This window comes from [Clostridium] celerecrescens 18A (genome assembly GCF_002797975.1).
Taxonomy (GTDB): Bacteria; Bacillota; Clostridia; order Lachnospirales; family Lachnospiraceae; genus Lacrimispora; species Lacrimispora celerecrescens.
This window is the reverse complement of sequence record NZ_PGET01000001.1, coordinates 2,632,107-2,647,369: the sequence shown is the minus strand read 5'-3', so window position 1 is coordinate 2,647,369 and position 15,263 is coordinate 2,632,107. Positions and strand designations below refer to the sequence as shown.

The window sequence follows — 15,263 nt, the reverse complement described above, 5'->3', positions numbered from 1 at the left end:
GCAGAACTTGAAATTTTCCTGTCAGCCTTTTATACTGGGTTTTATAAAGGAGAGGCCTATGCAGATAACATCGGTACATATTAAAAATTTTAAATCCATACGGGATATGGAAATTCAAAATGTGGAAAATGCCCTGATTCTGGTGGGGAAGAACAATACGGGAAAAACAGGTGTCTTAGATGCCATACGGGCAGCTGCAGGCGCATATGAAATTACGGAAGAGGATTTTAATGAGAAGAAACAGAATATAGAGATCACCATGACCCTGGCAATTACGCAGGAGGATCTGGTTTCCTTTCACAGGGGAGGGGTGGTGAGCCAGTATAAGCGGTTTGATGCGTGGCTCCACGATTTTGTTACAAAGCTGCCTTCTTACCGGGAAGGTAGTCTGGCCTTCACCTATCAGGTGAACTGGAACGGGGTCGTCCGGTTTAAGGATGGATACCGGAAGAATAACCGGTATATCAGGGAGATTTTTCCCAGGCTTTATTACATTGACTCGGAACGGGATTTAAACCAGTTTCAGAATGATCTGCTGCTTTTCCAGGAGGATGACCAGCTGTCAAAGCTAAGGACCCACGTGTGTATGTTTGACAGCGCCAGGGTATGCAATCAGTGCTTTAAATGCATCGGGCTGATCAACCAGAAGAAGCCGGAAGAACTGCAAATCTATGAGACGGCTAAGCTGCTGGAATATAAGATGTATCAGTTAAATTTAAATAATTTCGCCGAAAGGGTCAATGACAATTACAGAAAAAACGGCGGCTATGAGGAAATCCACTTTTCTTTAAACTGTAATCCATGTGAATTGTTTAAAGTAACAGCGGAGACTTATCATGTGGAAAGGGGAAAACTAAGCCCTATAAACAACTTGAGCAATGGTATGAAAAGCCTTTACATGCTGTCTCTTTTGGAGACCTATACAGAGGATGAAAAGCGGATTCCCAGCATTGTCATCGTAGAGGATCCTGAGATATTCCTCCATCCCCAGCTTCAGAAGATATCCAGTGAGATCCTTTACCGGTTATCCAAGAAGAACCAGGTGATTTTTACGACCCATTCACCCAGCATGCTGTTTAATTTTACCAGACGCCAGATCAGGCAGGTGGTGCTGGAGCGTGATGGTTATTCTATTGTCAGGGACAGAACCGATATAGATGCTATTCTGGATGATCTGGGTTATGGGGCCAATGATTTTCTTGGGGTCAGCTTTGTGTTCATTGTGGAGGGGAAGCAGGATAAGAGCCGTCTGCCTCTGCTGTTGGAAAAATATTATTCGGAAATCTATGATAAGGAGGGAAATTTATCCCGGATCTCCATTATCACCACCAACAGCTGTACCAATATAAAGACGTATGCCAATTTAAAGTATATGAACCAGGTTTATTTAAGGGATCAGTTCCTGATGATCAGGGATGGGGACGGGAAAAACCCTGAGGAGCTGGCAGGCCAGCTTTGCCGGTATTATGATGACCGCAGTCTGGAGGAGGTCGACAAGCTTCCAAAGGTCACCAGAAAAAATGTGCTCATATTAAAGTACTATTCCTTTGAAAATTATTTCCTGAATCCCAAAATCATGGCAAAGCTTGGAGTGGTGGAAGATGAAGAGGCATTCTACCGGACGCTGTTTGATAAATGGAAGGAATACCTTTACCGGTTAAAGAGCGGAAAGCAGTTTGTGGATGCAGTGGGGAAGGATATGGAATCTCCGGAGGATTTAAAGACCCATATGGAGGAATTTAAGATTTATATGCGGGGGCATAATCTTTATGATATTTTTTACGGGCCATATAAAAAGCAGGAAGGGGAGCTGTTAAAACAATACATTGATCTGGCTCCCCGTGAAGATTTTAGCGATATTTTAGATGCGATTGATAAGTTCGTTTACTTTGAAAGCAGGAAGGCGTAGGGAATAGTCTATATTTCCGGATCGATTTCCCAGTCTCTGAAATAGTATTTCATATCCCGCTCGCCGATTTCCCTTATGACACGGCATGGACTTCCATAGGCCACTACGTTGGCGGGGATATCCCTGGTTACAACGCTTCCGGCTCCTATTACGCTGTTTTCACCGATCCGGACGCCTGGAAGGATGATGGCTCCGGCTCCGATCCATACGTTATCCTCAATGATAACGGGGACGTTAAACTGGATCTGCCTTTTTCGGATATCGGGCCGGATGGGATGGGCGGCTGTGTCTACCACAACGTTTGGGCCGAACATGACGTTATTTCCTATGTAGATATCAGCGTCATCTACCAGGGTTAAATTAAAGTTTACATATACGTTATTGCCCATGTGAACATGGCTTCCCCAGTTGGCGTGAAGCGGGGGTTCTATGTAGCAGCTTTTTCCGATTTCGGCAAAAAGCTGCTTTAAGATTTCCTGCCGCTTTTCGCCTTCGGATGGGCGGGTCTGGTTGAAGTCATAGAGGATTTCCAGACAGCTGGTTTGTTCCGCGATCAGATCATCGTCAACACAGTCGTAAAGCTTTCCGCTTCTCATTTTTTCTTTTAAATCCATGAAAACCTCCTTGGTAATGGGGCTGTCGGGCAGACGGCCTCTTTTTTTCTTTATTATACCTTGTCCTTGTTTAAATGTCTATGTGATCAGATGTTTGGCGGTGGACAACGGGATATCTGGGTCTTGTTTTTTGGGGCCTTAAGTCCGCAGTGACGCTCGCGAAACCTGCGGCTTCGCACGCTCAAGCCTATTTCGCACTGCTCATTGCTGGCTGAAAAGTGCAAGAAAGTGCCATTAGTTGGACAAATAAACGCACGCTTTTTTCAGGCATGTATATTATAATCAGAATAGAGATTTTTCGAGGAGGTATTAGGATGAAGTATTTGATTGGAATTGATGTGGGGACATCGGCAACAAAGACCGTCCTGTTCGATGAAACGGGCGGTGTGATTGCTTCTGCATCCAGGGAATATCCCCTTTATCAGCCTAAGAATGGCTGGGCGGAGCAGAAGCCGGAAGACTGGAGAGAAGCGGTTCTTGATACCCTTTCCCAGGTCATGATGGAGTCAGGGGTTTTTAAAGAGGATGTGAAAGGAATCGGTATCTCAGGCCAGATGCACGGACTTGTGATGCTTGATGAAAAGAATGAGGTGATACGTCCCTCTATTATCTGGTGCGACCAGAGAACTGCAGCCGAAGTGGAAGACATGCTCTCGATTATGCCAAAAGAGCGCTGGATCGAGATCACAGCAAATCCGCCTCTTACCGGCTGGACGGCAGCCAAGATTTTATGGGTAAGGAAGAATGAACCGGAGAATTACAATCGGTGCAGGCACATCCTCCTTCCAAAGGATTATATCCGTTACATATTAACCGGAGTTTTCGCTACTGAGGTTTCCGATGCCAGCGGAATGCAGCTTTTAGATGTGCCCGGAAGATGCTGGTCCGAGGAAGTTTTAAATAAGCTGGATATTAATCCAAAGCTTTTGGGAGAAGTCTTTGAATCCTGTGAGGTAACGGGAACACTTCTTCCTGAGATCGCAGATAGAACCGGTCTTTCGGAGGAAACAAAGGTCGTGGGAGGTGCTGGAGACAATGCGGCGGCGGCAGTCGGAACAGGGGTAGTGAAGGATGGAACGGCCTTTACCACCATAGGGACTTCCGGGGTTGTGTTTGCTCACAGCAGCCAGGTCACCATTGACCCGAAAGGAAGAGTCCATACCTGCTGCTGTGCAGTACCGGGAGCATGGCATGTCATGGGAGTGACCCAGGGGGCGGGGCTGTCCTTAAAGTGGTTTAAGGATAATTTCTGCCAGGACTATGTGGAAGAAGCAAATAAACAGGGGATTGATGTTTATGATCTCATCAACCGGGATGTGAGCCAGGTGGAAGCGGGAAGTGATAAGCTAATTTATCTTCCTTATTTAATGGGGGAGAGGACTCCTCATCTGGACCCGGACTGCAGAGGAGTGTTTTTTGGACTTTCTGCCATCCATACGAGAAAGCATATGCTGCGCGCCGTAATGGAAGGAGTTTCTTATTCTCTCAGCGACTGCAATGATATCCTTAATGAAATGGGGATCAGAGTAGGAGAGATGATGGCATGCGGCGGCGGCGGAAAGAGCCCGGTATGGCGTCAGATGCTTGCGGATATGTATGATTGTCATGTAAAAACCGTGGCTCAGACAGAAGGGCCGGCTCTGGGAGCCGCTATTCTGGCCGGAGTCGGGTGCGGTATTTATGAGAGCGTGGAAGCTGCCTGTGATGCCCTGATCTCTGCGGATAAGACTACAGGACCGGAGGAAAACCAGGCCGGTCTTTATAAGAAATATCATCAGTTATATAAGGAACTATATGAGGATTTAAAGGGCAGCTATAAAAAACTTGCAGCTTTGTAATTTAAGACAAAGGAAAAAAGGAGGGTGATGATATGCGTTTTTTTATTGATACGGCAAACGTAGAAGAAATCAAATTGGCCAATGAAATGGGGATTATCTGCGGAGTTACCACAAATCCTTCCCTGATTGCAAAGGAAGGACGTGATTTTAAACAGGTGATCGGGGAAATTGCATCTATTGTTGACGGACCAATCAGCGGCGAGGTAAAGGCCACCACGACTGATGCGGAAGGCATGATAAAAGAAGGCCGGGAGATCGCGGCGATCCATCCGAACATGGTCGTGAAGATCCCCATGACGGTAGAAGGCTTAAAGGCAGTAAAAGTGCTGAACGCAGAAAAGATTCCAACCAACGTAACCCTGGTGTTTTCCGCTGCCCAGGCGCTTTTGGCAGCAAGAGCCGGAGCAGCCTATGTTTCCCCGTTTTTGGGACGTTTGGACGATATCTCCATGCCGGGAATCAATCTCATTGAAGATATTATGGAGATATTCCAGATACACGGGATCGAGACGGAGATCATTGCAGCCAGCGTGCGTAATCCGATTCATGTGATCGATTGTGCCAGAGCAGGAGCAGATATTGCAACGGTACCGTATAAGGTGCTGGTTCAGATGACACAGCACCCGCTCACAGACCAGGGCATTGAAAAATTTAAAAAGGATTATCTGGCTGTATTCGGAGAATAGAAAAGGAGAGGTAAAACCATGGGATTAACAATCAAACCAGTGACAGATCCTGCCTTTCAGGTTTATGGGAAAGTGGTTACAGGATATGATGCAGGGGAACTGTTGGAAGTGATGAAGAAGACGCCCCTTCCGGAAGATGTGGTTTATGTTCCTTCTGTAGCAGAATTAGAGCAGTTGGCGGTTTCTAGGGAAATGGAGAAGAAGCTCTGCGGCCAGCTTCCCATTCAGGTAGGTTACTGCAACGGCCACAATAAGAAGCTGAATGCGGTGGAATACCACAGAAGTTCAGAGATCAATATTGCTGTGACGGATCTGATCCTGATTTTAGGAAGGCAGCAGGATATTACCTCGGATTACACATACGATTCAGGTAAGATGGAAGCATTCCTCGTTCCGGCAGGAACTGTGATCGAGGTTTATGCAACGACCCTTCATTATGCGCCATGCCATGCGGAGGAAGGCGGTTTCCGATGTGTTGTGATCCTGCCAAAGGATACCAATACTGACTTGGAGCCGTCAGGAGAAGCAGTGAATGAAGAAGACAGACTGCTGTTCGCCAGGAACAAATGGCTCATTGGACACAAAGAGGGCGGACTTCCGGAACATGCTTATATCGGAATATCAGGAGAAAACCTGTCTATTTGACAAAGCTTAACAATAAAATCAACAGGCATATAATCCTAAGGAAAATGCCTGAATAACAACAGGAGGAGTTATAGAATGAATAATATCCCAGAAATAAAAGTAGGAATCGTAGCGGTAAGCAGGGACTGTTTCCCGGAAACTTTATCAGTGAACAGAAGAAAAGCACTGGTGGAGGCGTATCATGCAAAGTATGAAGCCGCAAATATTTACGAATGTCCAGTATGTATCGTGGAAAGTGAGATCCATATGGTTCAGGCATTGGAGGATGTAAAGAAAGCCGGCTGCGACGCACTTGTCGTCTATTTAGGAAACTTCGGACCTGAGATTTCAGAAACCCTTCTTGCAAAGCATTTTGACGGACCGGTCATGTTTATCGCAGCAGCAGAGGAAAGCGGAGATGACTTAACCCAGGGACGCGGGGATGCGTACTGCGGAATGTTAAATGCAAGCTATAATCTAAAGCTTAGAAATATTAAAGCGTACATACCGGAATATCCGGTGGGAACGGCTGAGGAATGTGCCGACATGATCGAGGAATTCCTTCCCATTGCCAGAACTCTTGTAGGACTTTCCCAGTTAAAAATCATAAGCTTCGGCCCTCGCCCCTTAAACTTCCTGGCATGCAATGCTCCGATTAAACAGCTGTATAACCTGGGCGTGGAGATTGAAGAGAACTCGGAGCTGGATTTATTTGAGGCCTTTAATAAGCATGCAAACGATCCAAGGATCCCTGATGTAGTAAAGGATATGGAAAAGGAGCTGGGAGAGGGTAACCAGAAGCCGGAAATTCTTCCAAAGCTTGCCCAGTATGAACTCACTCTGCTGGATTGGGTGGAGGCCCACAAGGGATACCGGAAATATGTAGCCATTGCAGGAAAATGCTGGCCTGCATTCCAGACCCAGTTTGGTTGTGTTCCCTGCTATGTAAACAGCCGTCTGACAGGAATGGGCATCCCGGTTTCCTGTGAAGTGGACATTTACGGAGCGCTCAGTGAATTCATCGGAACCTGCATAAGCATGGATGCCGTAACCCTGCTTGACATAAATAACACGGTTCCAGCCGATATGTATGATGGAGATATTAAGGGGAAGTATGATTATACCCACCAGGATACCTTTATGGGCTTCCATTGCGGAAATACCTGCTCCAGAAAGCTTTCTTCCTGCTCTATGAAATACCAGATGATCATGGCAAGAGCGCTCCCGGAGGAGGTTACTCAGGGAACACTTGAGGGCGATATCGCTCCTGGTGATATTACATTCTTCCGCCTTCAGAGCACAGCAGACAATTTACTCCGTGCATACGTTGCCCAGGGAGAGGTGCTTCCTGTAGCCACCCGTTCCTTTGGCTCCATCGGAGTTTTTGCTATCCCGGAAATGGGAAGATTTTACCGCCATGTGCTGATCGAAAAGAACTTCCCTCACCATGGGGCGGTTGCTTTCGGCCATTATGGCAAGGCTATATTTGAAGTATTTAAGTACCTTGGGGTAGAAGAGATTGGATTTAATCAGCCAAAGGGAATGCTTTATAAATCAGAAAACCCATTTGGTTAAAAGATGTTCCGGGACTTAGCTGACGCCTAATAAGGAAGTATCAAGGAGGATTCAGATAGGGCAGTCAGCAAGCAGAATATGACAACAAAAGGCTGACTATCGGCGTAAAGCGGATAGTCAGCCTTTTAAGCTGATAGGAACAGGGAGAAGCCATGACACGCTCAACGGGGATTTTAAAAGGAGTACCCTAAATGCTTATACGATTCGCCTGCTCTTTTTGTCATATATCACTACGGTTACTATTGAAACAAGAATAATCATAGAATTTGCAGCAATTGTTCCCGCCCAAGTCATAGTCGTGCTGCCAAAGATGGGGGATGCCGCATTGAACATGGTGTGGAATAATACGCACATAAACACGCGGCCTTTTCCTGATATTTTGTAGATTGCCCCGTTGAAAAACCGAAACGCCATGAGTTGAACTGCAAACATCCAAAAGTTAATGAGTCCCTCTCCGTGATTCGTCCCCGGAATGAAGAAGAGAGGAATATGCCAAAAAGTCCAAATGATTCCAACTAAAACAGCTGATAAAACAAAGCCATATTTTTTATCAAGCTCAGGCTGTAATATGTACATCCAGCCAGATTCCTCCATGCCACCGATAATAAGATTACCAGGCAGGGAAAGAAAGAACATATAAAATGGAAGCACCAATTCCACGCGGTCTGAAACTGCAATATGTATCAAAAAGTACAGTGTAAGCCCTGCAACAACGAACAAATAAATAGATATGTTATTTTTGACGTAAAAAACTGTTTTTAACCATTCCTTAAAATCTTCTATTTTGTTATTTTTCTTTAGAACGATATATGAAGCAATAGCGGGCGACAAAATATAGATTGCAAAAGGAATATTCATCCCGAATTGCTGTAACGAGTGGACCCAATTGTGAACCGTATATCCGAATTGCCCAAGAGCTATCAAAGAACCTGAAACAAGATAGGCTATGGAAAATGTCAGTATCGTAAATTGTAATGTGATTTTTTTGTTCGTCACGATCTCATCACCTCACGTTTTAAAGAATACATTAAATTTTACCCGCCTTTCCCGCTTCGCTTTTTCTAATCCCATTATACCACACCTTACCATAAGTTGGAAATTTTTTGCTTTGGAAAATTTTCCTCCTCCTCCCGACAAGAGCAGCAGAAAATGGGTACAGCAGGTGGAAATCCATTACAACTGTGTCATTGGGATTGTACTACCGGGCACGAACGAAACAAACAGCAAAACGGCATAGCCAAAACTGACTATGCCGTGTGCTATACAACGCCCTTTTAATTAAAGGCGTGCATTAGGGGATCCTTCGCGGATATCCGATTGACTTAGATAATTCCCTTCATAACCAGGACAGCCAGAATACAGGTTACTAAGATGATTCCTGCAGCAAGGGTCATGCCAAGATTGAAAGCCCGCTTTTTTGGTTCATCTGTTGAAGCCGGAATCATGAGATTGGATTTTCTCAACGTGGTGACTAATGGCTTATAGATAAGAAGCGTCAGGGCCGTGTTGATTCCTCCCTTTAAAAGGTTAAAGGGGATGAATGCAGGGAGTAGAAGCTTTACCACGGCTTCCCTTGGATACCCCATGTAAATTGGGGTGATAAGGTAGTTCCACAAAACCATGACCAGGGTCATGAGTAAGGTACCTGCCACCATGCCAAGGAATGCACCAAAAAGGGAATGTCGTTTCTTATAGAGGTAAGCCGCCGGACAGACAAATGCCACCGTGGAAAGAACGTTCATAATCAGTCCGATGATTCCGGTGCTGCTGATGGTAAACATCTCCACAAAAGAAACGATGACGGAGATCATTGCTGCTGACATTGGCCCGAATAAGAAGCCGCCGGTAAGGATAATGACATCCTTTGGCTCATACTCCAGGAAGGGCAGCATGGGGATCAGAGGTATCCGGATCGCCACAACGGCTACAAAGGCCAGAGCACAAAGCATGGCCATGAGGGTGAGTTTACTTGTTTGCTTTGTCATATTCATGGTAAAGCCTCCTGAAAAATAAGTAACACCTGAAAGTATGCCTTTCAGGTGTTAAAAATAAACAGGTGTATTATCACTATTTAACACATCTTCTTTCATCCAGACTATACTGTCGGTATTGGAATTACACCAATTCTGCGCAACTTGCGCTCGCGGACTTTACCGCCGGTCGGGAATTTCACCCTGCCCTGAAGACAACTATATTCAAATGTTCTTGAATTATTATAACATTTTAAAAAATAAATGCAATATATTGTTGCAATTTTTTTAATGCTTTGCTATAATAGCGGACATGGGGGTATAGCTCAGCTGGGAGAGCGCTTGAATGGCATTCAAGAGGTCATGGGTTCGAATCCCACTATCTCCACTTAAACGGTAAGCCGCAGGCATAAAAGCTTGTGGCTTTAATTTTATCTTACAGAGACTGGACACTTGGTAAGAATCAAGGACTAATAATATGAAAGGTACATTTTCAGTTATGAAGATGTACCTTTCATTATTTGTCTTATATGAGGAATTGTAGGTAAAACAAAGGGATTGAAAACAAAGTGAAAAATAGTGTTTAGAGGAAGGTTTGTTGGTTCTAGATTAATGATAGCAAAGGCGGAATTTATTCCGTATATAAATATTTGCCCTACTAAAAAAACAAATGTTTGGTTGGATATTGTTTTATAATCGTCAGTTATAATTACAAATAAGGAATTTGGTTTTAAAATGCATGTTAAGATAATTGGTTAAATATAATGGAAAATACTGCTAAAGCCGCAGGCATAAAAGCTTGTGGCTTAAATTATAACTTATAGTGACTGGACACTTGATAAATCAAGGGCAAGAAAGGTACGTTTTCAGTTTGAGAATGTGCCTTTCTTGAATAGGTCACCTCATATGAATGAAATAGCAAATTTTTTTAATGACATTTGAAATATCCTTTGGAATCAGTTATCATAAACAGGAAACAATAGTTTTATTTGCACAGATTACTTTTATGTTTATGTTATATTCTGTACTTACCGGGGAGGAAAATTGGTAAATGAAAATATTATTGGTGGAAGACGATAAAGAAATCAGTGAGATGTTAGTCGATTTTCTTCAGATGGAGGGCTTTGAAGTCCATGGTTCTTTTGACGGAGAGCAGGGGGTAAAGACATTTTCCAGCGGATCCTATGATCTGGTGATTTTAGATCTAATGCTGCCGAAAATAAGCGGACTGGAGGTCATGAAACGGATCAGAAAGGAAAGTGTGGTTCCTATTATAATTCTGTCCGCTAAAGATACGGAATCAGATAAGATTTTTGGATTGGGACTGGGTGCAGATGATTATATTACGAAACCATTTTCTCTTACAGAGGTACTTGCCAGAGTAAAGGCAAATCTGCGGCGCACCACCCAGTATTCTTCCGGTGGGGAAACCACCTCTGTTTGTCTTGGACTGGGAGATTTGGAAATGAATCTGGAAAGTCACACGGTGCACAAAAGCGGGCAGTCAGTGGACTTAACAGCAAAGGAATATGAAATTCTTCGTCTGCTTCTTTCCAATCCGAAAAAGGTTTATACCAAGGCACAGCTTTATTCTTTCATATGGCAGGATGATTATTTGGGTGATGAAAATGCCGTCAATGTTCATATCAGTCGCCTCCGCACAAAGATTGAGGATGATCCCAGAAAACCAAAGTATATTTTAACCGTTTGGGGAATCGGATACAAGCTGGGAAGTCCAAAGGAGTGAATTTATGTCCCTGTTAAATAAAAAGAATTTAAAACAAATTCAAACTATTGCCCATGAACTAGAACGAATTTTAGATGAAGATACTGATGAAAAAGTGATGGCCTTTACCGAAGATAAGGAAATCAAGCATCTTTTGGAACAGATCAACCGCACGCTGGAAGACAGACAAAATGCAAATGCCGGTTACCGCAGATCGGAATTAAATACCAAACGAATGCTTTCTAATATTTCTCATGATTTAAAGACGCCCCTGACCGTTATCATCGGGTATTTGGAAATGCTTTTGATGCAGGAGACGCTTGAAAAGGACATGGTAAAGAAAGTTTCTTATAAGGCCAACGAATTAAAGGAGCAGATTGACCAATTTTTCACGCTGGCAAAATTGGAAGCAGGAGATACGGTATTGACAATGTCCAAAATAAACTTAAATGAATTTTGCCGGGAGACCATTATAGATTTCTATAATATCTTAACGGAGAAAGAATTTGAAGTGAACATAAACATTCCTGATCCCCCTGTTTTCGTTTATGCGGATCGGGAAGCATTGGGACGTATTCTGAATAATCTGATCAGCAATGCAGTCCGCTATGGAGATGCAGGACATTACCTGGGACTGACCCTTCGCATGGAGGACAATTTTGTCTGTGTGGATGTCATTGACCATGGAAAAGGCATTGCATATTCGGAAATTCCACGTGTATTTGACCGTCTCTATACGTTAGAAGATTCCCGGAACCGGGAGATCCAGGGCAATGGATTAGGTCTTACCATAGCAAAAAGTCTGGCAGAAAAAATCAGCGGCACACTGACTTTAAAAAGTATCCAGAATGAGGAGACTGTATTCACTTTAAAACTCCAGCAGTTTAATTACTAAAATTTTTTCAATGAAATTTTTAACGCGAAAGAAATTCGTAAGATTTATTCAAGAGTTTTGAAGAAATCACATGCTAGAATTTTGGATATGGAAAGGAAGTGACAAAATGCAGACAATTTTAACAACGGATCATTTAAACAAACAAATTGGTGCAGAAACCATTGTAACCGATTTTAACATGCATATTGCCAAAGGAGAGATCTATGGCTTTCTTGGACCAAACGGCGCAGGAAAAACAACGGTGATGAAGATGATCACCAATCAATGGAAACCAACTTCAGGAGATATCATTTTATTTGGTGAAAAACTGCTCCCGGGTTCGTATTCATTTTTAAAACGTGTGGGAAGCATGATTGAGTTTCCAGTGTTTTACAAGGAACTGACGGCGGAAGAAAATTTAATGCTGCACTGTGAATACATGGGCTATTACAGTCCTGACAGTGTAGAAAAAGCATTGTCCCTGCTGTCTCTGTCCGATACCAGAGGAAAAAAAGTGAAGGAATTTTCATTGGGAATGAAGCAGCGGTTGGGTATTGCAAGAGCCGTTCTTACAAAGCCCGAATTTCTGGTGCTGGATGAACCGACAAATGGCCTTGACCCGGCAGGTATGAAACAGCTCCGTGATCTGTTCCTGATGCTGTGCAAAGAATATGGAATGACCATTCTTATTTCCAGCCATATGCTTTCTGAAATCGAAAGCATTGCACATACCATAGGAATCATTCATAAAGGCAGGTTAGTAAGAGAAATTTCTATGAAAGAGATTACAGATAAGGGACTTGAGTATCTGGAGATCAAAACGCTGGAGACAGCGAAAGCATCTTATATATTTACAGACCGTCTTAATATTTCAAACTTCAAAGTAATAAATGACAATCATATCAGGGTCTATGCAAAACAAGCCACGTCCCAGGAGATTATGAAGGCGTTAACGGAAAATCAGATTGAAATTCAGGGGTTCCATACCCATTCAGAGTCCTTGGAAGAGTATTTTCTGAAGGTTACAGGAGGTGAGAGCGAATGTGGAAATTAATTCGGCTGGAATGGAAGAAGAACCATACAAGAAAGTATATAATTAATCAGGCAATTGTAATTGCAGTCCTTGGACTTCTTTTATTTGCCATGTGCTATTACATTCCGATTGATGCTGAAATAGGAATGACGGATTCCGTGCCGGAGATAGAGAATATGGCAGTGCAAATTGATTTGCTTACCAATCTCTCATTTTTAATTTTTACATCAGTCATGCTGTCTTCTTTTATTATCAATGCATATAAAAATAAAACTCAGAACCTTATGTTTAGCTATCCCATCTCCAGGAAAAAAATAATTCTATCTCAAATGATGGCAGTATGGATTTTCTGTGTGGCAGCTCTTTTCCTTGGAAAACTGTTGATTTATTTGCTGTTGGCTTTGGCCTCAGGGGTAAAAGCCGGTTTTTCGTTGGGATATAATATGATAAGTGTAAGTTTTTATATACAGATCATCTTAAAGACGGTTCTTACGGTGACCCTGGGCTTTATTCCTTTGTATATAGGGAAAAGGCTGAAGTCATCGAAGGCAGCTATTATTTCTTCATTTTTATTGTTTTCTGTTATGAATGGGACCATAGGAGATTTGACTTTAAGGGGAAATACGATTCTTCCGGTCATGTTATTTGGTGTCTCCCTGATTTGCGGTTTTCTTACCGTACACAACGTTGAAAAAGAAGATGTGATGTAAATCACGGTATGAATAAGTATGTATTTCGTTTATGAGATTTGGGCTACCGTACAAAGAATATAATGCGGTAGCCCTTTTTAGTACTTAGTACACTTAATATAGTTGGCAGATGGCAAGCTTTGAGATTTGTAGATACTATCTCTCATGTTAAAAGTTTAAATTGTCCTGTATTACTAACTGCAGGTGGATAAAATAATATTTGTCCTGCCGAAGCTATAAAATCTTTATCTCAATGATTACCATGCACAGACAGTTACTGAAGCCATAGCTAATACACATTTATTTTGTTTCTTAAGAATACCAATACTGTACAATTTGATTAATTGAGTTTTGCTGGCCGATTATTAGGGAATTATTAAAATTAACCCACATACAATCTAGAATTTCAAAACAGACAATGCTAATCCATGTAATTGCCAAGTAAAATGATCTACGATAACCATAATGTTTACTTTGAGTTTACAATAAGTGTTTAAACTGGTGAGACAAGATTGGTATAAAAGAGGAGAAAAGTTGAAATGGGTAATATTCTTTCATATTAAGTGCCGGGGAGATATCAGTTTCGCTGAGCGTCCCTTTCATGAAGTCGATATATGTGAAAATGTTAAGGAGTACTTTTTGGAACAAAAATGAGTATGCGAGAAATCGAGCCGCTTAGCGGAAGATTCTCACGATTTTGGAATATATGGCGGACCAATCAGGACTAGTCAGATTGATGGATATATCTAAAAAGTTTTTTTCATACAATGAAGCGTAATGGGATAATTTTACTGATGCATAGCACAGGTATTGATAAACTGCTCCTATTTGATTATACTGAGGGGTAATCAGATTCTCTGATCCGAGAAAAGGGACTTACGAAGTATACAGACAGAACGCTCACAATCAAAGCGAAATTATCAAAAGAGCTGCATGCAATAAAAAAAAGGTTACGCCTTTATAACGAAGAATGCGAACTGGGAAATAGCTGTGTAGCAATTCGGATACAAACAGTAACGAATATAATCGGGAGGAATTATAAACATATGGCAACAATACTAATTGTTGAGGATGATAGACATACACGGTTGCTTACCTGTGCAAGATTGAAACCATATTATACAGTGGCAGAAGCTGAAAATGGAGAAAAGGCGCTTGAAATACTCGAGCAAAAATATATTGATCTCATAATTGCGGATATACAGATGCCAGTTATGAATGGATATGATATGGTAAAGGAATTGCGGGAATCTGGAATACAGATACCGGTTATTATGCTGACCGCGATGCATACGTTTGATGATAAGAAAACAGGTTTTGCTTCAGGTACGGATGATTATATGACAAAGCCGATTAATTATGAGGAGCTTCTCTGGCGAATAAACGCTTTGCTTAGAAGAGCCAATATTGCCAATGAAAGAAAAATCATAATCGGAGATATTACTTTGGATTCGAGAACCTACACAGTAGCAAGAAAGGGAGGAGAAACGACAGAACTGGCAAAGAAGGAGTTTGAGCTTCTTTATAAGTTTCTTTCCTATCCTGGCATGATTTTTACAAAAACACAGCTACTTGATGAAATATGGGGATATGATACTAACAGCGATGAGACAACGATAAAGACCCATATAAATAGACTGAGAAATAAATTTGCAGATTGTCCGGAGTTCGATATCATTACGATCAGGGGACTGGGGTATAAAGTCGAGCTTCATGAAATATAGT

Annotated in this window: 13 protein-coding genes, 1 tRNA gene and 1 riboswitch; of the genes, 11 read left to right on the top strand and 3 right to left on the bottom strand. The window is 42.4% G+C overall.

The genetic code is table 11. The features are described 5' to 3' along the window. Positions 1–58: 58 nt before the first annotated feature. On the top strand, positions 59–1,909 hold the full coding sequence (locus H171_RS12195; protein WP_100305399.1) for an ATP-dependent nuclease: 1,851 nt from the start codon (positions 59–61) through the stop codon (positions 1,907–1,909). Between the two features lie 8 nt (positions 1,910–1,917). Here H171_RS12195 and H171_RS12190 read toward each other — a convergent pair whose 3' ends face one another. After that, positions 1,918–2,523, bottom strand: a complete 606-nt coding sequence (locus H171_RS12190; RefSeq protein ID WP_100305398.1) for a sugar O-acetyltransferase — start codon at positions 2,521–2,523, stop codon at positions 1,918–1,920. Positions 2,524–2,837: 314 nt separating this feature from the next. On the opposite strand from H171_RS12190, the gene xylB reads away from it, so the two are divergent. From xylB to H171_RS12170, 4 genes are all read left to right on the top strand, one after another. Then, positions 2,838–4,361 carry a xylulokinase gene (gene xylB, locus H171_RS12185; protein WP_100305397.1) on the top strand — a complete coding sequence of 508 codons (1,524 nt, stop codon included), beginning with the start codon at positions 2,838–2,840 and terminating at the stop codon, positions 4,359–4,361. A gap of 32 nt (positions 4,362–4,393) precedes the next feature. Then, complete coding sequence (fsa, locus tag H171_RS12180; RefSeq protein WP_100305396.1) at positions 4,394–5,047, top strand: fructose-6-phosphate aldolase; 654 nt, start codon at positions 4,394–4,396, stop codon at positions 5,045–5,047. A gap of 18 nt (positions 5,048–5,065) precedes the next feature. Next, a complete protein-coding gene (locus H171_RS12175; protein ID WP_100305395.1) occupies positions 5,066–5,692 on the top strand; it encodes a DUF4867 family protein in 627 nt (208 codons plus the stop codon). A 75-nt stretch (positions 5,693–5,767) separates the two neighbouring features. After that, the gene (locus tag H171_RS12170) at positions 5,768–7,246 is read left to right on the top strand and encodes an L-fucose/L-arabinose isomerase family protein (protein ID WP_100305394.1); all 1,479 of its coding nucleotides are present in this window, start codon (positions 5,768–5,770) and stop codon (positions 7,244–7,246) included. 195 nt (positions 7,247–7,441) lie between these two features. Here the strand turns inward: H171_RS12170 and H171_RS12165 are convergent, their stop codons facing one another. Both H171_RS12165 and H171_RS12160 read right to left on the bottom strand, forming a co-directional pair. After that, on the bottom strand, positions 7,442–8,242 hold the full coding sequence (locus H171_RS12165) for a CPBP family intramembrane glutamic endopeptidase (protein ID WP_100305393.1): 801 nt from the start codon (positions 8,240–8,242) through the stop codon (positions 7,442–7,444). Positions 8,243–8,568: 326 nt separating this feature from the next. Continuing rightward, positions 8,569–9,237 carry an ECF transporter S component gene (locus tag H171_RS12160; RefSeq protein ID WP_100305392.1) on the bottom strand — a complete coding sequence of 223 codons (669 nt, stop codon included), beginning with the start codon at positions 9,235–9,237 and terminating at the stop codon, positions 8,569–8,571. A gap of 83 nt (positions 9,238–9,320) precedes the next feature. Further along, positions 9,321–9,437, bottom strand: a riboswitch (FMN riboswitch). 94 nt (positions 9,438–9,531) lie between these two features. Between H171_RS12160 and H171_RS12155 the strand changes: the two genes are divergently transcribed. From H171_RS12155 to H171_RS12130, 6 genes are all read left to right on the top strand, one after another. Then, a tRNA-Ala gene (locus tag H171_RS12155) sits at positions 9,532–9,604 on the top strand. A gap of 663 nt (positions 9,605–10,267) precedes the next feature. Then, positions 10,268–10,963, top strand: coding sequence for a response regulator transcription factor (locus H171_RS12150; protein WP_100305391.1), 696 nt, complete (start codon positions 10,268–10,270; stop codon positions 10,961–10,963). A 4-nt stretch (positions 10,964–10,967) separates the two neighbouring features. Then, positions 10,968–11,837, top strand: a complete 870-nt coding sequence (locus H171_RS12145) for a sensor histidine kinase (protein ID WP_100305390.1) — start codon at positions 10,968–10,970, stop codon at positions 11,835–11,837. Between the two features lie 106 nt (positions 11,838–11,943). Further along, positions 11,944–12,870 carry an ABC transporter ATP-binding protein gene (locus tag H171_RS12140; RefSeq protein WP_100305389.1) on the top strand — a complete coding sequence of 309 codons (927 nt, stop codon included), beginning with the start codon at positions 11,944–11,946 and terminating at the stop codon, positions 12,868–12,870. After that, positions 12,858–13,559, top strand: a complete 702-nt coding sequence (locus H171_RS12135; protein WP_100305388.1) for an ABC transporter permease — start codon at positions 12,858–12,860, stop codon at positions 13,557–13,559. The genes H171_RS12140 and H171_RS12135 overlap by 13 nt, the downstream gene beginning before the upstream one ends. A 1,025-nt stretch (positions 13,560–14,584) precedes the next feature. Next, complete coding sequence (locus H171_RS12130) at positions 14,585–15,262, top strand: response regulator transcription factor (RefSeq protein ID WP_100305387.1); 678 nt, start codon at positions 14,585–14,587, stop codon at positions 15,260–15,262. Position 15,263: the final 1 nt, after the last annotated feature.

Coding starts and splice junctions, on each gene's coding strand:
- H171_RS12140 (WP_100305389.1), top strand. CDS start 11,944: ATGCAGACAATTTTAACAACGGATCATTTAAACAAACAAATTGGTGCA.
- fsa (WP_100305396.1), top strand. CDS start 4,394: ATGCGTTTTTTTATTGATACGGCAAACGTAGAAGAAATCAAATTGGCC.
- H171_RS12145 (WP_100305390.1), top strand. CDS start 10,968: ATGTCCCTGTTAAATAAAAAGAATTTAAAACAAATTCAAACTATTGCC.
- H171_RS12135 (WP_100305388.1), top strand. CDS start 12,858: ATGTGGAAATTAATTCGGCTGGAATGGAAGAAGAACCATACAAGAAAG.
- xylB (WP_100305397.1), top strand. CDS start 2,838: ATGAAGTATTTGATTGGAATTGATGTGGGGACATCGGCAACAAAGACC.
- H171_RS12175 (WP_100305395.1), top strand. CDS start 5,066: ATGGGATTAACAATCAAACCAGTGACAGATCCTGCCTTTCAGGTTTAT.
- H171_RS12190 (WP_100305398.1), bottom strand. CDS start 2,523: ATGGATTTAAAAGAAAAAATGAGAAGCGGAAAGCTTTACGACTGTGTT.
- H171_RS12160 (WP_100305392.1), bottom strand. CDS start 9,237: ATGAATATGACAAAGCAAACAAGTAAACTCACCCTCATGGCCATGCTT.
- H171_RS12150 (WP_100305391.1), top strand. CDS start 10,268: ATGAAAATATTATTGGTGGAAGACGATAAAGAAATCAGTGAGATGTTA.
- H171_RS12130 (WP_100305387.1), top strand. CDS start 14,585: ATGGCAACAATACTAATTGTTGAGGATGATAGACATACACGGTTGCTT.
- H171_RS12195 (WP_100305399.1), top strand. CDS start 59: ATGCAGATAACATCGGTACATATTAAAAATTTTAAATCCATACGGGAT.
- H171_RS12170 (WP_100305394.1), top strand. CDS start 5,768: ATGAATAATATCCCAGAAATAAAAGTAGGAATCGTAGCGGTAAGCAGG.